Origin of the sequence: Actinomycetospora sp. CA-053990, assembly GCF_050948445.1 — a bacterium.
Taxonomy (GTDB): domain Bacteria; phylum Actinomycetota; class Actinomycetes; order Mycobacteriales; family Pseudonocardiaceae; genus Actinomycetospora; species Actinomycetospora callitridis.
Genome location: NZ_CP192043.1, coordinates 3,531,805 through 3,550,909, shown reverse-complemented (window position 1 = coordinate 3,550,909; position 19,105 = coordinate 3,531,805). Strand labels below are relative to the sequence as shown.

Here is a 19,105-nt window from a genome sequence, read left to right as displayed (position 1 = left end):
CGGTGTCCACCTCACCGTCGACCGTGCCGCTGCGGCACGCTCCAGCCCGAGTGGCGGGGCTCACGGGGACGCCGATCGCCCGTCGAGATCCCGGGAGCGCGTGAGTACGGTCATGGTCGTCCGTCGGGGGTGACGCGGCCCGGTCAGGGCCCTGGAAGGGGCCGTGATGACCGCCGCGACGCCCCCTCCGGACGGTGCCGGAGGCCCGCTGGCGGGCGTCACCGTCGTCGACCTGACGTCCACCTTCATGGGGCCGTTCAGCACGATGGTGCTGGCCCAGTTCGGGGCGCGCGTCATCAAGGTCGAGCCGCCGTCGGGCGACATCGTGCGCGGGGTCGGCGACCGGGACGGCGACGGGCTGGGGCCGGTCTTCCTCAACGCCAACGTCGGCAAGGAGAGCGTGGTCCTCGACCTGCGGGACCCGCAGGACTACCGCCGGCTCCTGCTCCTCGTCGAGGAGGCCGACGTCGTGGCCCACAACCGGCCACCGGGGTCCGACGAGCGACTCGGCATCGACCACGCGACCCTCAGCCGGGTCAACCCCGGCGTGATCGTCTGCTCCATGCACGGTTACGGCTCCGACGGTCCGTACGGGCCGCAGACCGCCTACGACGACGTGATCCAGGCGGTGTCGGGGCTGGCGGCCACCCAGACCGGCCGTGGGGACCCGCAGTTCGTCCGCAGCCCCGTGTCCGACAAGGTGACGGGTCTCCTCGCGACGAGCGCGATCTGCGCGGCGCTCGTCGAACGTGCCCGGTCGGGACGCGGGCAGGCGGTCGAGGTCCCGATGTTCGAGACCATGGTCCAGTTCCTGCTGGTCGAGCAGCAGGGCGGGTACGTGTTCGACCCGCCCCGCGGCGAGGCGGGCTACCCCCGCACCGCCTCACCCTTCCGCCGCCCCTACCGCACGCGCGACGGGCTGGTGGGCGTGCTGCCCTACACCGACGCGCACTGGCGGGCGCTGTTCGAGGCGCTCGACGCCCCGGAGCGCGCCGCCGACCCGCGCTTCGCCTCCATCTCCGGGCGCAGCCGGCACATCGACGAGCTCTACGAATGGCTGGACGGGCGCCTCGCCACCCTGACCACGGACGAGGCGCTCGACGTCTGCCGGCGCGCGCAGGTGCCGATCGCACCGGTCAACGAGGTCGCGGACCTCTTCGACGACCCCCACCTGGACGCCGTCGACTTCTTCCCCCGCCGCGAGCACCCGCGGCTGGGGACCGTGCGGCAGGCGCGATCTCCGGTGCGGTTCTCGCGCAGCGGCTCTGCTCCGGCGACGCACGCCCCGGAGCTCGACAGCCACGGTCCCGGCGTCCGGGCCGACCTCGACCGCCGTGCCCGCGAGGCAGACCGGCCGAGGTGACGACGACGGTGATGACGGCGGGCCGGCACGGGTGAGGACGCCGCGTCAGTCGCCGTGCGGGCCCGTGTCCGGGTGGGCGACGACGGACAGGAAGCGGATCGGCAGCTCGACCAGCTCGGTCGGTCCGTGGACGCCCTCGCCGTCGAGCTGGAGCGCGTCGCCGCGGCGCATGTCGTAGCTCGCGCCGCCGTGGCTGTAGATCATGTGGCCCTCGAGCATGTAGAGCAGCTCGGTGCCGGGGTGCTGGAAGAGGGGGAACACCTCGCTGCGCTCGGTGAGCGTGACGAGGTGCGCCTCCATGCGCTTGTGCTGCCCGCGCAGGCCGCCGAGCAGCGTGTAGTCGTGACCGACGCGGGTGCCCCGGGCGACGATCCGCGCGCCCGCGCCGGCCGGGGTGTGCACGGCCTCGCGGTCGACGTCGGCGCCCCGGAAGAAGGCGGTGACGGGGATGTCGAGGGCGTCGGCGAGCCGGGCGAGGGTCGTGAGGCTGCAGGAGATCTGCGCGTGCTCGATCTTCGAGAGCATCGGCTTCGAGATGCCGGTGCGCACCGCCATCTCGGCCAGCGTCGCCCCGGAAGCGCGGCGCCGGGCGCGGACCTCCGCGCCGATCGCCCGCTCGAGCCGGCCCTCCTGCGACGCCGGGCGATCGACCTCGCGGGCTGCCGGGCCGTGATCGACACCCTGACCGGCGGCGTCCGTGCCCGCCGGGTCCTGCGTCGTCCCCTTCTCCCTCGGGCCGGGGACGTCGCGGCGGCTCATGGGCTCAGTATGCCGTCACCGCATCTGACCGGCGCCGACGTAGGGATGGGGGCTGCGCAGCAGATCGCCCTCGGCGAAGCGGGAGAGCCGGAAGTCCGACTCCGGGATGTCGACGTCCCTGCTCTTGCCGTCGACGACGAGGTCGGCCACCAGCCGCCCCACGGAAGGCGCGATCTTGAAGCCGTGCCCCGAGAACCCGGCCGCGACGAACAGGCCGTCGACGGGCGTCTCGGAGATCGCGGGGTTGAAGTCCGGGGTCACGTCGTAGCAGCCGGCGTACGTCGAGGCGATCGACGCGCTCTCCAGCCCCGGGAACCGCGTCCCGACCTTCTCCACGGCGAGGTCGAGGAAGTCGGAGCTGGCCTGGTTGGAGTACCGGTCGGGGTCGGCAGGCTCCAGCTCGGCGAGGTCGGAGTTGCCGAAGAGGATCTCCCCGCCGCTCGCCTCGCTCCGGACGTACTGCAGCGAGACCAGGTCGGAGAACACCGGCACCGGCCCGAGGTCCTGGCCGGGGTCGATGAGCACGATCTGCTCGCGGTGAACGGTGATCGGCAGGTCGACGCCGTGCGCGGCGAGCAGCGGCACCGACCACGGCCCGGCCGCGAGGACGACGCGGCGGGAGTGGATCCGCGTGCCGTCGGCGAGCGCCACGCCCGTCACCTCGTCGCCGGCCGAGAGGATCCCGGTGACGGTCGTGCCCTGCCGGAGCCGGACACCGGCACGCCGCGCGGCCCCGGCGAAGGCCTGCGCGGTCTGGTACGCGTCGCCGTACCCACCGCGCTCCTCCCACGCGAAGGCGGCGAAGGGCTCGAGGTCGGCCACCGGCCACAGGCGCTGGACCTCGGCGCGGTCGATGTCCTCGGTGCGGACGCCGACGGCGCGCTGGTTCGCCATCGACGCGTGCAGGGCCTCGACGTTCTGCGGGCCCACGCCGACCACATAGCCGGTCTGGTGGAAGCCGACGTCGGTGCCGAGGACCTCCTCGGCGTTCTCGAAGACGTCCAGCGCCTGGGTCGCCATGGCGGCCAGGGACGCGACGCCGTAGTGGCAGCGCACGACGCCGGACGACTTGCCGGTCCCGCCGTCGCCCACGGTGGAGCGCTCGACGATGACCACGTCGGTGACGCCGCGCTCGGCCAGGGCCCAGGCGGTGGCGCAGCCCTCGAGGCCGCCGCCGACGACGACGACCTCGGCGGTGTCGGTGCTGGTGCTCATCGCTCACGCCCCGGAATCCAGTCGGTGCCCGCGAGCGGCACGCGGGCCATGGCGGCGGCCTCGATCGTCAGGGCGACGAGGTCCTCGGGCTCGAGGTGCTGCACGTGGGACTTGCCGCAGGCGCGCGCGATCGTCTGCGCCTCCATGGTCAGCACGCGCAGGTAGTTCGCGAGGAGCTTCCCGGCGCGGACCGGGTCGAGCCGCGCCGAGAGCTCGGGGTCCTGGGTGGTGATGCCGGCGGGGTCGCGCCCGTCCTGGAAGTCGTCGTAGTAGCCGGCTGCCGACCCGAGCGCCTCGTACTCCGCGGCGTACTGCGGGTCGTTGTCCCCGAGCGCGATGAGGGCGGCGGTGCCGATCGCGACGGCGTCGGCGCCCAGGGCCATCGCCTTCGCGACGTCGGCCCCGGTGCGGATGCCGCCGGAGACGATGAGCTGCACCTTCCGGTGCACGCCCAGCTCCTGCAGCGCCTGCGCGGCCTGCGGGATCGCGGCGAGGATCGGGATGCCGACGTGCTCGATGAACACCTCCTGCGTGGCGGCCGTGCCGCCCTGCATCCCGTCCACCACCACCACGTCGGCGCCGGCGGCCACGGCGAGCTTCACGTCGTAGTAGGTCCGCGTCGCGCCGACCTTGACGTAGATCGGCTTCTCCCAGTCGGTGATCTCCCGCAGCTCGCCGATCTTGATGGCGAGGTCGTCCGGGCCGGTCCAGTCGGGGTGCCGGCACGCCGAGCGCTGGTCGATGCCGGGCGGCAGCGTCCGCATGTCGGCGACGCGGTCGGAGATCTTCTGGCCGAGCAGCATCCCGCCGCCGCCGGGCTTGGCGCCCTGACCGAGCACGACCTCGATGGCGTCGGCCTTGCGCAGGTCGGTGGGGTTCATGCCGTAGCGGCTGGGGAGGTACTGGTAGACGAGCGTCTTCGACTGATCGCGCTCCTCGGAGGTCATGCCGCCGTCGCCGGTGGTGGTCGACGTCCCGACCTCACTCGCGCCCCGGCCGAGCGCCTCCTTCGCCTGGCCGGAGAGCGCGCCGAAGCTCATCCCGGCGATGGTCACCGGCGTCTCGAGGTGCAGCGGGTATCTCGCGTGGCGGTCGCCGAGCACGACGTCGGTGTCGCAGCGCTCGCGGTAGCCCTCGAGCGGGTAGCGCGACATCGAGGCGCCGAGGACGAGCAGGTCGTCGAAGTGGGGGAGTGCGCGCTTGGCGCCCCAGCCCCGGATGTCGTAGACGCCCGTGCGGGCGGCGTGCTGGATGCCGGCGATCGTGGCGCGGTCGAAGGTCGCCGACTCGCGCAGTCCCCGTCCTGCGGCGTCCATCAGTAGCTCCCGGAGTGCTCAGAGGTGAAGTGGTAGAGGCGTCGCGCCGAGCCGTAGCGGCGGAACTCGCCCGGGTCGTGGTCGAGGTCCGCCTCGGCGAGGAGCTCGGCCAGCTCGGCGCGGTGCTCGTCGCGCATCGGCTTCTCGACGCAGTCCGCGCCGAGGGCCCCGACGGCGCCGCGGACGTAGAGCCGCGCCTCGTAGATCGAGTCACCCAGCCCGTCGCCCGCGTCGCCGCAGACGACCATCCGCCCGGCCTGCGCCATGAACGCGCTCATCGAGCCCACGGAGCCGCCGACGACGATGTCGACGCCCTTCATCGAGATGCCGCAGCGCATGGAGGCCGAGCCCCCGATCACCAGCAGACCGCCGTGCGCCGTGGCCCCCGCCGACTGGGAGGCGTCCCCGGTGACGCGGACCGTCCCGGACATCATGTTCTCGGCGACGCCGGTGCCGGCGTTGCCGTGGATGGTGACCGTGCCGCCGTCGTTCATGCCGGCGGCGTAGTAGCCGGTGTGCCCGCGGACGTCGACGCTGATCCCGCGGTCGATGCCGGCGGCGACGGCGTGCGCGCCGGCGGGGTTGAGGACCTCGTAGACCTTGCCCGACGGCCCCCCGCCCACCCCGTGGAGCTCGGCGTTGAGCTCCCGCACCCGGTCCGAGGCCAGGTCGAACGTGATCGTGTCGTCAGCCGGCCCATTCTTCATGAACGCTGCCATGCGTAGACCTTTCCGGGCTCGGGCTCGTAGAGGCGGGCGGACTCGATACCGGGCAGGCCGGCGAGGGCGCGGAACTCCGACGCCATGGCGACCCACGCGTCGGTCTCGGCGACGACGGCGGGCTTGCACGCGATGGGGTCGCGGACCACGGCGAAGCCGTCGGCGCTGGTGACGAGCAGCGTGTAGAAGCCGTCGAACGTCTCGCGCAGCGCGAGCAGCGCCTTCTCGAGGTCCTCGCCCTGGGCCAGGCGGGAGGCGACGAAGCGGGCGCCGACCTCGGAGTCGTTCGCCGAGTCGAACCGCACGCCCTCGCGCTCGAGCTCGCGGCGGATCGTCGCGTGGTTGGAGAACGAGCCGTTGTGCACGAGGCACTGGTCCGGTCCTACCGAGAACGGGTGGCAGCCGGCCGGGGTCACCGCGGACTCGGTGGCCATGCGCGTGTGGGCGAGGCCCTGCCAGCCGTGGGCGTCCGCGAGGCCGTAGGTCGCGGCGAGCTCGCGGGGGTGCCCGGTGCCCTTGTAGACGGCGAGGTCGCGGCCCGAGCCGATGACCACCGCGGTCGGGAACGCCGTCCGCACGCGCTCGACCAGGGTGTCGACGTCGATCGGGGCGGCGACGACCGTGGTGTCGCCGGCCGGGGTGACGACGGCCCCGTCGACGGCGAGCCCGCTCGTGTCGGCCCCCGGCGGCAGGAGCACCGAGACGGCGGCCTGGCCCTCGGGGCAGCGGCGGGTGTCGCCGTAGACGGCGACCCCGGCCGAGTCGGGGCCGCGCTCGACGACCCCGCACAGCATCGACTCCAGCAGGCGGCCGAGTTGCGGGTACAGCTCCGCGTCACGCAGGTGGAGTCCGACGATCCCGCACACAGGCGGTTCCTCTCTCTCGGACCGAAAGGGTCGCAGTGCGAAACATAATCTCCTGACAGGAGACACGGAAGACGTGGGTCGGTGTGACGTCCGCCGTCTCTCCCGTGGCGCGCGGGTGCGGGACGGGCGGTGCCCGGTGATCGCGTCCGTATCGTCGAGCCGTGCCCCGCTCGCTCCGTGGCGTGCTGCGCGCGGCCGTCGCCGCGTCCCTGCTCGCCCTCGCCGCCCTCGGCCGGCACGTCCGCCGCAACATGGGTGCTCCGCGCGCCGAGCTGCGTCGCGCGGCCGCGCGGTCACCGCACGCCCGCGACGGGGCGTTCGCCAACCGCGAGCCCGGCCTGCCCCGGCCGGACCTCACCCTGCGGCAGCTCGCGATGATGCTGCTCAACCGGTCGCCCCGCGGCAGGCCGCCGGGCCCGATCCCGCTCGTCACGCACGACGCCCGCCGTGAGCGCTCCGCGCTCGCGGTCACCTGGCTCGGCCACGCGACCGTGCTGCTCGAGCTGGACGGACGCCGGGTGCTCGTCGATCCCGTCTGGTCCGAGTACACGTCGCCGGTGCCCCGCTTCGGGCCGCGCCGGCTGCACGGGGTCCCCGCGTCGCTGGAAGAGCTCGGCGCGCTCGACATCGTGCTCCTCAGCCACGACCACTACGACCACCTGGACCGTCCGACGGTCACCGAGCTCGCCGACCGCACCGACGCGGTGTTCGTCGCGCCGCTCGGCGTCGGGGCGCACCTGCGGTCCTGGGGCGTCCCGGCCGAGCGGGTGGTGGAGGGCGACTGGGAGGACGTCGTCCATGTCGCCGGCCTGACCCTGACCTGCCTCGAGTGCCGCCACTTCTCGGGGCGGTCCTTCCGCCGCAACACCACGCAGTGGGCGGCGTGGAAGGTGGCCGGGCCGGAGCACGACGTCTACGTCGGCGGCGACACCGGCCCGAGCGAGGCCCACGCCCGCACCGGTGACGCGCACGGCCCGTTCGACCTGACGCTGCTCCCGGTCGGCGCCTACGCCGACCTGTGGCCCGACATCCACACGACCCCGGAGCAGGCCGTCGCGGCGCACGTCGACCTCGGCGGAACGGTGATGCTGCCCGTCCACTGGGCGACCTTCGTGCTGGGGTTCCACCCCTGGGCGGAGCCCGCGGAGCGGGCCCTGCGCGCCGCCGCGGCCCACGGCGTGACGCTCGCCCTGCCGGCCCCCGGGCGGCGTGTCGACATCGCAGGGGCGGCGGTCCCCTCCACCCCCTGGTGGGCCTCCGAGGACGACCGTGCTGTCGATCCCACGAGAGACGAGCCGCGCGAGGTCACGCCGTCCGCAGTCGGAGCGCCGACCCCAGCGCCCCACCCGCGACCATCGCGATGACCAGGCCGCAGAGGACCGTCGCCACCGGGGCGAGTCCCCAGATCTCGACGGCCACCCCGGCCAGCAGGCTCGAGACCGCGGCCGCGAGGTAGCAGAACAGGTAGACCGCGGCGAGGGTGCCGGCGTGCGCGCCCTCCGGGCTGCGGTCGAGCAGGACCCGCATCGCGCCGGCGAACGCGACACCGAAGCCCGCTCCCGCGACGACCGCGCCCACGAGGTAGACCGCGAAGCTCCCGACGGCGATGGCCGCGATGTAGCCCCCGATCCCCACCACCAGCCCGGCCGCACCACCGGTGAGCGCGCGCGACGGGGGAAGGCGGTTCGCCGCGAGCCCCGCCACGGGGCCGGCGAGGTGGTAGACGGCCACGGCCAGCGCGCCGCTGAACAGGTCGTGCCGGCCCAGCACCGAGACCGACAGCGACGGCGCCAGGGCCTGGGTGAAGCCGCCGAGGACGTAGGTCGCCGAGATGAGCAGGCACACCGCGGGGAACAGCGGGCGGGCGCTCGACGGGACGCGGACGACCGGTCGCAGGGACTGCAGGGCCCCGGGACGGCGCGCGATCGTCTCGGGCAGCACCGCCACCGCCAGGGCGCCCGCCGTCAGCAGGCCGGCCGTGACCAGGAAGGACACGGTGGGCGCGGTCTCCGGCGCGAGCTGCACCGCGGCCCCCGAGGCGAGCGAGCCGATCGCGATGCCCCGGGGGCGCGCCGCTGGTGATCGCCCCGGCCAGCCCGGGCCGGGACGGGGGAGCGAGGTCGACGACGAACGCCCCGAGCGCGCTGAGGGCGAGGCCGATCGACAGGCCCTGGGCCGCGCGCCCGATGATCAGGGGCGCCGCCGAGTCCACGGTCGAGAGGACCAGGCACGCCGCCGCGCCCACGAGGAGCGCCGGGACGGCGACGCGCCGCCGTCCCAGGTGGTCGGAGAGGCTGCCGCAGCACAGCAGCGCGACGAGCAGCGGGAGGATGTAGACCGCGAACGCGCCGGTGAGCGCGATCGTCGAGAGCCCGTAGGTCTGCTGGTAGACGACATAGAGCGGCGCGGGGACCCCCGCCGCGGCGCAGATCGCGACCAGCGAGACCGATGCCGTCGTGAAGGACGTGGCGGGTCGGATGCGGGCGCGGCGGAGCACCAGGGCTCAGGCCGTCGCGGGACGGACGGCGGCGGGGATCACGGGCACCGAGGGTAGGCCGCGGGAGGCGGTCCCGCCGTGGCTACCTCGGCGTCGCCCACGCCCCCTCGCGGCGGGACAGCAGGTGGATCGTCAGCCCGACGCCCAGGATGATCGCGAGCCCGAAGGTCAGCGCGGCGCCCACGGAGACGAGCCGGACGAGGAGCGCCCCGGCGAGGACGCCGACGGTGAAGGCCGCCAGCGCGAGCCCCCGGCGGATCACCTTGGGGTCGCCGCGGCCGGCGGCGCGCTCGGTGAGCACCCCGGTCATCGTCAGGGTGAGCACGACGGTGAGCAGGTCGGGGACCTTGAGGTAGCGGATCAGGGCGAGCTGACCGCCCATCGAGGCGGCGAGCAGCACGATCACCAGGGTGCGGACACCGGCCGGGAGCACGTCGCCGACGATCAGCACCAGGACCGTGACCGGGAGGGCGAGCACGGCCTTGTAGACCGTCACGTTGCGCAGCGCCCATCCGCGGTGCCCACCCGAGCGCCGGCAGATCCACGCCCCGGCCAGCACCCCCAGGACGAACGACCCCAGCGACACGAGCGGCGAGAAGACCGAGAACCCTTCCACGCCGGCGAGCCCGATCCCGATGAAGACGAGGTTGCCGGTCATCGACGACACGAAGACGCGGTCGAGGGCGAGGATGCTGACGGCGTCGACGACACCGGCCAGCACGGTCAGGGCCAGGAGCATCGCCGGCAACGGCCCGTCCCGGTCGTCGATCAACGCACCGCGCAGTGCCGAGCCGACCGTCATCCGACGATCCTGGCGATGACGGTCGGCCGGGTCACACCCGGACCGGTTCACCCCGCTTGAGCGCTGCGAGGTACGGGTCGGGCGAGAAGAGGGCCGTGACGATCGTGATCAGCACCATCGCCGACATGTAGACCGCGATCCAGCCCCAGCCCCCGGTCGCGTCGAGCAGCGCGGTGGCGATCACCGGGGCCAGCCCGCCGGCGAACACGCTCGCGCCCTGCGCCCCGATCGACGCTCCGCTGTAGCGCACCTCGGGCTCGAACAGCTCGGAGAAGTAGGCCGGCTGCGGCGCGTAGACGGCCGAGTTGCCGATGTTCACCGCGATCACCGTCGCCACCACGATGAGGAACAGCGAGCGGGTGTCCAGCGCCCAGAAGTACGGCCAGCTCATGGCGAGCAGCACCACCGAGCCCCAGAGCACCACGGGCCGTCGCCCGTACTTGTCGCACGCCCAGCCGTAGAACGGGATGCTGACCAGTCCCAGCGCGGACGAGATGATGACCGCGAGCAGGAGGTCGCTGCGGGCCAGCCCGAGCACGATCGTGCCGTAGGTCAGGACGAACGTCGTGTGGATGTAGAACGTGCTGTTCTCGGCGAAGCGCAGGCCGGCGGCGCGCAGGACGTTCAGCGGCTGGCGGCGCAGCACGGCGATGACCGGCTGCCGCTCGATCTTCCCGGCCGACCGGGTCTGCTCGAAGACCGGCGACTCGGCCACCTTGAGCCGGATCACGACGCCCACGACGACGAGCACGATCGACGCCAGGAACGGGATGCGCCAGCCCCAGGAGAGGAAGGCCTCGTCGGACAGGACGGCCGAGACGATCAGCAGCGAGAGGTTCGCGAGGAGCATGCCGGCCGGCACGCCGGTCTGCGGGAAGCTCCCGAAGAAGCCGCGGCGGTCCGGGGGCGCGTACTCGACCGCCATCACCGCCGCCGCGCCCCACTCGCCACCGAGGCCGATGCCCTGCACGACCCGCAGCAGCACCAGGATGATCGGCGCGGCGAGGCCGATCGACTCGTAGGTCGGCAGCAGCCCGACGAGGAACGTGCCGCCGCCCATCATCACCACCGACAGGACGAGCATCGACTTGCGGCCGATCCGGTCCCCGAAGTGCGCGAAGATCACGCCACCGAACGGGCGGGCGATGAACCCGACGCCGAAGGTCGAGAGCGCGAGCAGGGTGCCGGTGAGGGGGTTCGCCGTCGGGAAGAAGAGCTTCCCGAACACCAGCGCCGCCGCCGCGCCGTAGACGAAGAAGTCGAACCACTCGATGGACGTGCCGATCAGGGTCGCCCCCGCGACGCGGCGGGTCTCCTTCGCGGTCGGGGCGGGCCGTGTGCTCGGAGCAGGCTGCATCGGGGGAACCGGCCTTCCGCGAGGAGGGTGTCCGTTTTCCGTGTGACGCGCATCATACGAACGTGCGTGCCCGGATCACCAGACGTGACTGCTCGCGGACCGTCAGCGACTTCGTCAATCGCACCGGACGTTGAGCGCCAGCAGCGCCGGCGGCCCCTCGTCGTCGAGGCGCACGACGGTGCGGGCGGCGCTCTCCAGCCGCGGGAAGACCGTGCGGTAGCGGTCGAGCGGGATCTCCAGCAGCTCGCAGAGCAGCAGGCGCAGCAGCGACTGGTGGGCGACGACGAGGACCCGGCCGCCGCGGTGCTCCTCGGCGGCCTCGCGCAGGACCGGCAGGGCGCGCGCGACGGCGGCCTCGCCGGCCTCGCCCTGGGGGAGGGGTGGGTCGCCGGGCACGCGACGAACGCCTCGAGGGCCTCGGGGAACGCCTCGCGCATCTCGTCGCGGGTCAGCCCGTCGCCCTTGCCGAAGTCGACCTCGACGAGGCGCCGGTCGACGCGGCAGGTCAGCCCGGCGGCCCGCGCGGCCGGGACGGCCGTCTCGTGGGCGCGCCGCAGCGGGGAGGTGAGGACGGCGTCGAGGCCGGCGTCGGCCGCCCAGCGGGCGAGCTGCGCCCCCTGGTCGTGGCCGCGGTCGGTGAGCTCGACGTCCGAGCGGCCCGCGTACCGGTTGTCGACGTGCCAGACCGTCTCGCCGTGGCGGACGAGGACCAGCTCGGTCATGCGGTGTCCTCCGTGATCCAGCCACGCTCCCGGAGCGCGGCGCGGAAGGCGGTGTAGCGCTCGTCGAGGGCGGGGTCACCCCGGGGTTCGACGACCTCGGCAATGTGCACCATCGCGGCCGCGGCGGCCACGAGGTCGGGCTCGCCGCCCTCGGCGTCGACCGCCGCGCGGGCGAGCAGCGCCATCCCGACCGCCGGTTCGGCCTGGTCGGGGCGCTCGAGCGCCGCGGCCAGCACGTCGGCGCGCCGCTGGTTCCACCACCGGTTGCGGGTCGCGCCCCCGGTGATCGTGCGGCGGCCGCCGGTGCTGGCACCGAGGGTCGCGACGTGGTCGACGCAGAGGCGCTCGACGAAGGCGACGCCCTCGGCGAGCGCGGCGAACGCGGTGCGCTCCCCGACGGCGCCGACCAGCTCGTCGAGGGGGCGGGGACGGTGCCCGTCGAGCCAGAAGCCCCGGGCCTCCGGGGCGGCGAACGGGAAGCGCTCCCCGGTGCCCGAGAGGGGGTAGACGACGGGCAGGTCGGCCGGCGGGTCGGCGAGCAGGGCCTCGGTGTGCTCCTCGAAGCGGGACGGGTCGACCAGCTCGGCCAGGACCGCGGCACCGGTGCTCGACGCCCCGCCGGGCAGCCACCACCCGCCCTGGGGTCCGCGGTGGCAGTAGACGGTGCCGGTGGGGTCGTGCAGGAGGTGGTCGGTGACGCCCTTGAGGACGAGCGTGGTGCCCAGCACCGCGTTCCAGTCGCCCGGACGGACGGCGCCGGCCCCGAGCTGGGCGGCGCAGCCGTCGGTCATGCCGGCGAGGACGGGCGTGCCGGGACGCAGCCCGGTGGCCGCCGCCACGTCCGTGCCGACGCCGCCGAGGGCCTGGCCGGGCAGGACCACGTCGGGCAGCGCGTCGACGTCGAGCCCGAGGTCGGCCAGCACCGCGGCCGGCCAGCGCCCGTCGAGCACGTCGTAGCCGGTCTTGAGCGCGGTGCTCGTGTCGGTGGGGACGTCGTGACCGACGAGGTGGGCGGTGATGACGTCGGTCTGGTGGCGCACCCGGCCCACCCGGCCGTGGGGCTGCTCGTCGCGCAGCGCGAGCAGGGTGGGCAGGGCCCACGTGGCGCCGACGCGGTAGCCCAGGCGGTCCCAGACCGCGGCGCCCGCCTCGCGGACCCGCTCGACGTGGTCGCTCCCGCGGGCGTCGTCGTACATCACGCCGGCCGACAGCGGGGTGCCGTCGTCGTCGACGAGCACGACGGTCCCCGAGGTGCCGTCCACGGCGAGCCCGCCGACCGCGCCGGGGTCGATCGCCGCGACCACCTCGGCCAGCACGTCGTCGACGGCCCGGCACCAGGCGCCCGGGTCCTGCTCGTGGCGGGCGGACCCGTCGGGCCCGGCGGTGCGCCGGCTCTCGAGCGGGCGCGAGGCGCCGGCCCGCAGTGCGCCGGCGTCGTCCACCGCCACGGCCCGGACGCTCTGGGTGCCGAGGTCGATCCCGATCCACGTGCGGTCGGAGCGGACCATCGGGGACCTCCACGCTCGTCAGCAACGACCCAGATGTACCAAGTTCGGTGTGAACTTCACAAGCATGATGGGTCGTTCAGCCTGCTGCGACCGTCACCTCCACGTGCTCCCGCATCTCCACGACCAGCTCCTCACTCACGCCGTCGTCCACGACGAGGGCGTCGAACGCGTCGAGCGGCCGGAGCTGGTGCAGGGCACGACGCGGAATCTTGCTCGAGTCCATGAGCAGGACCGAGCGCGCCGCGGCGTCGAGCATCGCGCGCTTGACCAGCACGATGTCCTGCTCCTGGTGGTAGGTCATCGACCCGGTCATCGACGACGTGGACACGAACGCCGCGTCCACCGACATCCGGGTGACCGACTCCATGGCGGCGATCCCGCCGAACGAGTCGTGGGTGCGTGAGTAGTCGCCCCCGAGGGCGATCAGGCGCACCTCGGGGATCGTCTTGAGGATCTCGAGGGCGGGCAGGTAGTTCGTCACGACGGTCAGCGGGCCGACGTCCTCCAGGCGTTCCACGAGGGCCAACGCCGTCGTCGAGTCATCGACCATGATCGAGGAGCCGGGCTCCACCATGGCGAGGGCGGCGTCGGCGACCCTCGCCTTCTCGGCCCGGTGCACCGTCCGCCGGTACTCCGAGTGCGCCTCGAACACCGAGGTCGGCTGGGCCGACACGCCACCGCGGTACTTCCGGACGAGCCCGCGGCGGGCGAGGTCGTCGACGTCGCGGTGCACGGTCATGAGGCTGACCCCGGTGAGGTCGACCAGCTCCGCCGCGCTCGCCGAGCCCGCCGCCAGCACGTGATCGACGATCCGCTGCTGGCGGCTGGTCCTCGCGTGCACCGCGCGGGGCGCGGGCGGTCGGCCGCTCACGGGGCCCAGCATCCCGCAGTCGATCCCGGGTGCGGTGCGGGTGGTCGTCCGAACCGCCGACGGAAGTCCCTTTCTTCGATCACATCTGCGATGTTAATTTCCCAGTGCCGATGTGGGGAGAGACGATGACCGGTCCTGTACCCGGCCCCGCGGACCGGATCGCTCCGGCCGCCGTGGTCTTCGACCTCGACGGGGTGCTCGTCGAGAGCGAGCACCTCTGGGAGGAGATGTGGACCCGCTACGCGGCCCGGTCCGGGGTCACCTGGACCGCCGAGGACACCGGCCACGTCCAGGGCATGAGCGCCCCGGAGTGGGCGGAGCACCTCGCGCGTCGCGCCGGCACCGGTGACGCCGCCGAGGCCGAGCGGGCCGTCGTCGACGACATGGTCGAGGCGCTCGAGCAGGGGCGGATGGAACCCTACGACGGCGCGGTGGTGATGGTCCGCGAGGTCGCCGAGCGGGTGCCGGTCGCGCTGGCCACCTCGGCCGCCCGCCGCCTGCTCGACGCCGTCCTCGCGCGCCACCGGCTCGACACGACGTTCACGGCCACCGTCTCGAGCGCCGAGGTCCCGCGCGGCAAGCCGAGCCCCGACGTCTACCTCGAGGCCGCCGGACGGTTGGGCGTCGACCCCGCCGCCTGCGTCGGCGTCGAGGACTCCAGCAACGGCATCCGTGCCGCCCACGCCGCCGGCATGACCGTCGTCGCGATCCCGAACCCCACCTACCCGCCGAAGCCGGACGCCATGGAGCTCGCCACCCGGGTCGCCGACGGCGTCCCCGCGGCCCACCGCGAGATCCTCGCCCTGCTCGACGGCGTACCCACCGGAGCCGCCCGATGACGCGCGTACTCGCTGCCGGGGACGAGTTCGTCCTCCCCACCCTGTTCGACGAGGCCCTGCGGGGCGAACCCGACGTGGGTGACCTCGACATCGCCCACCTCACCTCGGGCTGGCCGCACGAGCCCTTCGGGCCGGTCGGGCCCGAGGGCGCGCGGGTGGAGGAGGCGTCGGGCACCGAGGACGACCTCGTCGCCGCCCTCGACGGCGCACGGGTCTGCCTGACGCAGATGGCGCCGTTCACGGCCCGGGTGTTCGACGCGGTCCCGGACCTCGAGATGGTCGCGGTGTCCCGTGGCGGCCCGGTCAACGTCGACCTCGCCGCGGCGGACCGGGCCGGCGTGGCCGTCGCGCAGGCGCCCGGCCGGAACGCCGCGGCCGCGGCCGAGTACGCGGTGGGCATGGCGCTCGCGGCGCTGCGCCGCATCCCGATGGCCGACCGCGAGCTGCGCGACGGGACCTGGCGCGGCGACCTCTACGCCTACGACGAGGCGGGCCTCGAGCTCGACGGCACCACCGTGGGGCTCGTCGGGTACGGCGCCATCGGCCGGATCGTCGCCCGGGTGCTCCGTGCGTTCGGCGCGACCGTCCTCGTCGCCGACCCCTACACCGACGAGGCGACGGCCGGCACCGATGGCGTCCGGCTCGTCGCGCTCGACGAGCTGCTGCGCTCCTCGTCGGTCGTCAGCCTGCACGCCCGGCTCTCCGACGAGACCCGCGGCATGATCGGTGCCCGCGAGCTCGACCTGCTGCCGCAGGGCGCGGTCCTGGTCAACACCGCCCGCGGCGGCCTGCTGGACTACGGGCCGCTCCCCGAGGCCCTGCACTCCGGCCGCCTCGGCGGGCTCGCGCTCGACGTCTACGACGTCGAACCGCCCCCCGACGACTGGCCGCTGCACCACGCCCCGAACGTCGTCGCCACCCCGCACCTCGCCGGGGCGACGAAGCAGACCGCGCACCGCGCGGCCTCCATCGCCGCCGGCGAGGTCGCCCGCTTCCTGCGCGGGGAGCCACTGCGGCACCCGGCGAACGAGGTCGCCCGCGCGCGCGCCGAGGGGGTGGCGTCGTGATCGTCGGAGTGGACGTCGGGACGTCGATGACGAAGGCCGACGCGTACGACGACGCGGGCCGCAAGCTGGCCTCGGCGGAGCGGGCGTCGCGGCTCGAGCAGTTCGCCGACGGCCGGGTCGAGCAGGATCTCGAGGACGTCGTCTCCTCGGTCGTCGACGTCGTGCGCCGCGTGGTGGCCGACGCCGGGCAGCCCGTGCGGGCCCTGGCCCTCACCGGGCAGGGCGACGGGCTGTGGCTGCGCGACGCCGACGGCGCCGCGACGCGTCCGCCGATCTCCTGGCTGGACGATCGTGCGGCCGACGTGGTCCGCGGCTGGCAGGACGACGGCACCGTCGCCGAGGTCTACCGCCGCACCGGTGTCGGGCTGTTCCCCGGCTGCCACGCGCCCCTGCTCACCGCGCTCGGACGCGACGAGCCGGAGTCGCTGGAGCGGGCCGTGGTCGCCGGCTACTGCGTCGACGCCCTGGTCCAGCGCCTCACCGGGGAGATCACCGTCGACGCCTCGGACGCGTCGCTGCCCTTCCTCGACGTCGTCTCCCGGACCTACGACGAGGGCGCGCTCGCGGCCTGCGGGCTCAGCGGGCGGCGCGGCCTGCTCGCCGACCCCGCACCGTCGGGCACCGTCTTCGCCCTCGACCGCCGTGGCGCGGAGCTCCTCGGCCTCCCCGAGGGCACCCCGGTGACCGGGGGCCCGTTCGACCTGCCGGCCTGCGCGGTCGGGGCCGGGCTCTCCACGCCGGGCGACGGCCTGCTGATCATCGGCACCACGCTGGCCTGCGAGGTGTTCACCGACCGCGTCGACCCGGACGAGGTGCCCGACCCCGCCGGGATGTGGCTCTGCACCCCGGAGGACGGCCTCTGGCTGCGGGCCATGCCGGCGATGGTCGGCACCGCGGGGCTCGACTGGCTGCTCGACTTCCTCGGCGTCGGCATCGACGCCCTCGAGGACCTGCTCGCGGGCACGAGCCCGGGCGCGGGGGGCGTCTCGGCGCTGCCGTTCCTGGCGGCCTCGGGGGAGCGGGCGCCGTTCGTCGACACCCGGGCCCGGGGGCAGATCGAGGGCGTCACGCTGGGGACGGGGCGCGGCGACGTCGTCCGCGCCGTGTGCGAGGGCATCGCCTACACCGCCAAGCACTGCTTCGAGCGCGCATCGTCGTCGTCCGACGGTCAGGGGCGGCTCGTGGCCTGCGGCGGCGGGTCGCAGTCGGGACCATGGGCGCAGATCTTCGCCGACGTGCTCGACCGCCCCCTCGAGGTGCCCGACGACCCCGGTCTCGGGACGCGAGGCGCGGCCGTGACGGCCGCGCGGGCCCTCGGTGACGACCTCGACCCCGCCGCGTGGGCGGCACCGTCGCGTACCGTCGAGCCCTCGCCCGACGCCCAGGGCTGCTACGCGGACGGGTACCTGCGCTACCGCGCCCACGTCGACACGGCCCGCGACTTCTGGGCGCGACAGGCCCGGGGTTTCGCCCGGGAGTAGATGTGCCCTAGGCGCGTCGCCGGGAGATCTCGGCGAAGCGCAGGACCCAGCGCCGCTGCCACGGCGTCTGCACCGCGCGGTAGTGGTAGTGCTCGCGCGTCCAGCTCACGGCGTGGCTGGGCGTGAGGCCGTCGAGGATCGCCAGGCAGGCGACGACGGTGCCGGTGCGTCCCTTGCCGGCCTTGCAGGCGGTCTCGACGTGCTCGCCGTCGTGGGCCCGGCGGTAGAGCCGCTCGATGGCCCGGACCGCGAGGAGCGGATCGCGTGGGACGCCGAAGTCGGGCCACTCGAGGCGCTCGTGCTCCCAGCGCGGCGTGTAGGGGACGCCGAGGTAGAGGCCGAAGTCGGGCTCGAGGCCGCTGGGGAGCGGATCCCGCACGCCGCGTCCGCGGACGACGGTCCGTCCGGGCAGGACGAGCGTGCCGGACCAGACATCGGACGGATCGGAGCGGGACGCCATCCGCTCACTGTGCACGAGGAGGTCGTCGGTCCCGGCTGATGGTCGTCACCCCGGCGGTGTTGGGTCGCTGCGCGTAGCTCGGTGCCCCGCAGACGGCGTATCTCGATGGGCCGCCGCGACATCGGGTTGCGTACAAGCGTTTGTCGGGGCGTGAGGCGTTGGCACCCTGAGGTGACCAGGAGGAACACCTCATGCCGCAACACCGCCTGCTCGACCGTCACGGTGAGGTCGAGGCCCGGCTCCGTCGGATGACCGGCGGGACGTCCCACCGTCGGCCTCCGCGCAACGCCCGCAACCTCACGGCCGTGGCGCTCGCCAGCGTCGTCGCCGGGGGAGCGCTGGCCTCCACCGTCGAGCTCACCTCCGCGGAAGGTCTGCCGTCGCAGCGACCCGGCTCGGACGGCGGCCCGGGCACGCCCACGCCGCCCGACCGCGTCGAGGAGCCCGACCGTGACGTGGCGGCGGCGCCGGAGGGCGACGCGGCTGTCGATCCCGTGGTGACCCCGACCCCGGCCGCGACCACCCCGAAGACGACCGCGCCGGCCGCCCCGCTGTGGCTCGCCGACGGCCCCGAGGCCTTCCGCGCCACCCCGTGGAACACCGTCGGGACGGCGCCACCGCGGATGGACGGCGACGCGCTGCGCTTCGCGGTGTCCGGGCCCTACCAGCGCACCGAGCTCGAACCCGCTGTCCCCGCGCTCGAGGAGGGCGACGAGCTCTACTTCGCGTTCTCCGTGCGGCTCGACGAGGCCTTCCCGGCCGACGGGTCGAGCCGTCAGGTGATCACGCAGTGGAAGAACGACAGCCCCGGCTCGGCGCCGGTCGACCTGCGGGTGTGGAACGGGCAGCTCGTCCTGCACGGCGGCCACGGGCACCCCTCGGGCCCGTCCACGTTCACGCGCAGCCTGGGCCCGGCGCCGGTGGGTCGCTGGTCCGACGTCGTCGTCAGGGTCAAGTTCTCCGCGAACCCGGACGAGGGCAGCGTCAGCGCCTGGCAGGACGGCGAGCAGGAGGTGGGCTGCTACCACCCGCCCGGCGGCACGCTCTATCCCGGCCAGACCAGCTACCTGAAGACCGGGCTGGCCCGCGAGCCCACGATCACCCGGCCCGCCGAGGTCGCCTTCCGCGACTGGACGGTCGGACCGACCCTCGGTTCCGTCCGCTGAGTCACGGCCTCGGGGTCACCGCGTCCGGGCCACGGCGTCCGGGTCACCGCGTCGAACGGAGGTCCGCGGGGACGGGTGAACCGTTCGGGTGTGCCGT

General features: G+C 74.3%; 17 protein-coding genes and 2 pseudogenes. 6 read left to right on the top strand and 13 right to left on the bottom strand.

The genetic code is table 11. The features are described from left to right. Nucleotides 1-166 precede the first annotated feature (166 nt). Nucleotides 167-1,363: a CaiB/BaiF CoA transferase family protein gene (locus tag ACQPYN_RS18295; protein ID WP_433025707.1), complete on the top strand. Its 1,197-nt coding sequence runs from the start codon at nt 167-169 to the stop codon at nt 1,361-1,363. Between the two features lie 45 nt (nt 1,364-1,408). Here ACQPYN_RS18295 and ACQPYN_RS18290 read toward each other — a convergent pair whose 3' ends face one another. The 5 genes from ACQPYN_RS18290 to ACQPYN_RS18270 are packed head-to-tail and all read right to left on the bottom strand — an operon-like array spanning nt 1,409 to nt 6,238. Beyond that, nucleotides 1,409-2,122 (bottom strand): helix-turn-helix domain-containing protein, encoded by a 714-nt coding sequence (locus tag ACQPYN_RS18290; protein ID WP_433025704.1) that lies wholly within the window; start codon nt 2,120-2,122, stop codon nt 1,409-1,411. A 15-nt stretch (nt 2,123-2,137) separates the two neighbouring features. Next, complete coding sequence (locus ACQPYN_RS18285) at nt 2,138-3,337, bottom strand: NAD(P)/FAD-dependent oxidoreductase (RefSeq protein ID WP_433025701.1); 1,200 nt, start codon at nt 3,335-3,337, stop codon at nt 2,138-2,140. Next, nucleotides 3,334-4,653: an FMN-binding glutamate synthase family protein gene (locus ACQPYN_RS18280; protein WP_433025698.1), complete on the bottom strand. Its 1,320-nt coding sequence runs from the start codon at nt 4,651-4,653 to the stop codon at nt 3,334-3,336. Before ACQPYN_RS18280 ends, ACQPYN_RS18285 begins: the two co-directional genes overlap by 4 nt. Next, nucleotides 4,653-5,372, bottom strand: coding sequence for a glutamate synthase (locus ACQPYN_RS18275; protein ID WP_433025695.1), 720 nt, complete (start codon nt 5,370-5,372; stop codon nt 4,653-4,655). Before ACQPYN_RS18275 ends, ACQPYN_RS18280 begins: the two co-directional genes overlap by 1 nt. Further along, on the bottom strand, nt 5,357-6,238 hold the full coding sequence (locus tag ACQPYN_RS18270; protein ID WP_433025692.1) for a glutamine amidotransferase: 882 nt from the start codon (nt 6,236-6,238) through the stop codon (nt 5,357-5,359). The genes ACQPYN_RS18275 and ACQPYN_RS18270 overlap by 16 nt, the downstream gene beginning before the upstream one ends. A 161-nt stretch (nt 6,239-6,399) precedes the next feature. On the opposite strand from ACQPYN_RS18270, the gene ACQPYN_RS18265 reads away from it, so the two are divergent. Then, nucleotides 6,400-7,602 carry an MBL fold metallo-hydrolase gene (locus ACQPYN_RS18265; protein WP_433025689.1) on the top strand — a complete coding sequence of 401 codons (1,203 nt, stop codon included), beginning with the start codon at nt 6,400-6,402 and terminating at the stop codon, nt 7,600-7,602. On the opposite strand, the gene ACQPYN_RS18260 is transcribed toward ACQPYN_RS18265, so the two are convergent. The 7 genes and pseudogenes from ACQPYN_RS18260 to ACQPYN_RS18230 all read right to left on the bottom strand — a co-directional run bounded on the left by ACQPYN_RS18260 (nt 7,544) and on the right by ACQPYN_RS18230 (nt 13,995). Further along, nucleotides 7,544-8,263 (bottom strand): hypothetical protein, encoded by a 720-nt coding sequence (locus ACQPYN_RS18260; protein ID WP_433025686.1) that lies wholly within the window; start codon nt 8,261-8,263, stop codon nt 7,544-7,546. The two genes, ACQPYN_RS18265 and ACQPYN_RS18260, sit on opposite strands and share 59 nt — an antisense overlap. 61 nt (nt 8,264-8,324) lie before the next feature. Next, nucleotides 8,325-8,735, bottom strand: a pseudogene (locus ACQPYN_RS18255) (MFS transporter); the annotation flags it as partial. 82 nt (nt 8,736-8,817) lie between these two features. After that, a complete protein-coding gene (locus tag ACQPYN_RS18250) occupies nt 8,818-9,537 on the bottom strand; it encodes a YoaK family protein (RefSeq protein ID WP_433025683.1) in 720 nt (239 codons plus the stop codon). A 31-nt stretch (nt 9,538-9,568) separates the two neighbouring features. Beyond that, nucleotides 9,569-10,894 (bottom strand): MFS transporter, encoded by a 1,326-nt coding sequence (locus ACQPYN_RS18245; protein ID WP_433025680.1) that lies wholly within the window; start codon nt 10,892-10,894, stop codon nt 9,569-9,571. Nucleotides 10,895-11,008: 114 nt separating this feature from the next. Then, nucleotides 11,009-11,616 (bottom strand): annotated as a pseudogene (locus tag ACQPYN_RS18240) (histidine phosphatase family protein). After that, entirely contained in the window at nt 11,613-13,124 is a 1,512-nt protein-coding gene (locus tag ACQPYN_RS18235) for an FGGY-family carbohydrate kinase (RefSeq protein ID WP_433025677.1), read from the bottom strand. The pseudogene ACQPYN_RS18240 and the gene ACQPYN_RS18235 overlap by 4 nt, the downstream one beginning before the upstream one ends. Nucleotides 13,125-13,200: 76 nt before the next feature. Next, a complete protein-coding gene (locus ACQPYN_RS18230) occupies nt 13,201-13,995 on the bottom strand; it encodes a DeoR/GlpR family DNA-binding transcription regulator (protein ID WP_433025674.1) in 795 nt (264 codons plus the stop codon). Nucleotides 13,996-14,153: 158 nt separating this feature from the next. On the opposite strand from ACQPYN_RS18230, the gene ACQPYN_RS18225 reads away from it, so the two are divergent. From ACQPYN_RS18225 to ACQPYN_RS18215, 3 genes are read left to right on the top strand one after another with little or no spacing between them, the layout of a single operon-like run. After that, a complete protein-coding gene (locus ACQPYN_RS18225; protein WP_433038942.1) occupies nt 14,154-14,834 on the top strand; it encodes an HAD family hydrolase in 681 nt (226 codons plus the stop codon). Beyond that, nucleotides 14,831-15,901: a 2-hydroxyacid dehydrogenase gene (locus ACQPYN_RS18220; RefSeq protein WP_433025671.1), complete on the top strand. Its 1,071-nt coding sequence runs from the start codon at nt 14,831-14,833 to the stop codon at nt 15,899-15,901. The genes ACQPYN_RS18225 and ACQPYN_RS18220 overlap by 4 nt, the downstream gene beginning before the upstream one ends. Further along, nucleotides 15,898-17,382, top strand: a complete 1,485-nt coding sequence (locus ACQPYN_RS18215) for an FGGY family carbohydrate kinase (RefSeq protein ID WP_433025668.1) — start codon at nt 15,898-15,900, stop codon at nt 17,380-17,382. The genes ACQPYN_RS18220 and ACQPYN_RS18215 overlap by 4 nt, the downstream gene beginning before the upstream one ends. Before the next feature lie 7 nt (nt 17,383-17,389). Here the strand turns inward: ACQPYN_RS18215 and ACQPYN_RS18210 are convergent, their stop codons facing one another. Beyond that, entirely contained in the window at nt 17,390-17,842 is a 453-nt protein-coding gene (locus ACQPYN_RS18210) for a protein-tyrosine phosphatase family protein (protein WP_433025665.1), read from the bottom strand. 191 nt (nt 17,843-18,033) lie between these two features. Between ACQPYN_RS18210 and ACQPYN_RS18205 the strand changes: the two genes are divergently transcribed. Further along, nucleotides 18,034-19,008 carry a heparin lyase I family protein gene (locus ACQPYN_RS18205; RefSeq protein ID WP_433025662.1) on the top strand — a complete coding sequence of 325 codons (975 nt, stop codon included), beginning with the start codon at nt 18,034-18,036 and terminating at the stop codon, nt 19,006-19,008. The last annotated feature ends 97 nt before the right edge of the window (nt 19,009-19,105 follow it).

What these genes read in the sequence shown, in the direction of transcription:
- ACQPYN_RS18220 (WP_433025671.1), top strand. Translation starts at nt 14,831, where the DNA reads ATGACGCGCGTACTCGCTGCCGGGGACGAGTTCGTCCTCCCCACCCTG.
- ACQPYN_RS18295 (WP_433025707.1), top strand. Translation starts at nt 167, where the DNA reads ATGACCGCCGCGACGCCCCCTCCGGACGGTGCCGGAGGCCCGCTGGCG.
- ACQPYN_RS18280 (WP_433025698.1), bottom strand. Translation starts at nt 4,653, where the DNA reads ATGGACGCCGCAGGACGGGGACTGCGCGAGTCGGCGACCTTCGACCGC.
- ACQPYN_RS18250 (WP_433025683.1), bottom strand. Translation starts at nt 9,537, where the DNA reads ATGACGGTCGGCTCGGCACTGCGCGGTGCGTTGATCGACGACCGGGAC.
- ACQPYN_RS18290 (WP_433025704.1), bottom strand. Translation starts at nt 2,122, where the DNA reads ATGAGCCGCCGCGACGTCCCCGGCCCGAGGGAGAAGGGGACGACGCAG.
- ACQPYN_RS18235 (WP_433025677.1), bottom strand. Translation starts at nt 13,124, where the DNA reads ATGGTCCGCTCCGACCGCACGTGGATCGGGATCGACCTCGGCACCCAG.
- ACQPYN_RS18245 (WP_433025680.1), bottom strand. Translation starts at nt 10,894, where the DNA reads ATGCAGCCTGCTCCGAGCACACGGCCCGCCCCGACCGCGAAGGAGACC.
- ACQPYN_RS18285 (WP_433025701.1), bottom strand. Translation starts at nt 3,337, where the DNA reads ATGAGCACCAGCACCGACACCGCCGAGGTCGTCGTCGTCGGCGGCGGC.
- ACQPYN_RS18205 (WP_433025662.1), top strand. Translation starts at nt 18,034, where the DNA reads ATGCCGCAACACCGCCTGCTCGACCGTCACGGTGAGGTCGAGGCCCGG.
- ACQPYN_RS18210 (WP_433025665.1), bottom strand. Translation starts at nt 17,842, where the DNA reads ATGGCGTCCCGCTCCGATCCGTCCGATGTCTGGTCCGGCACGCTCGTC.
- ACQPYN_RS18275 (WP_433025695.1), bottom strand. Translation starts at nt 5,372, where the DNA reads ATGGCAGCGTTCATGAAGAATGGGCCGGCTGACGACACGATCACGTTC.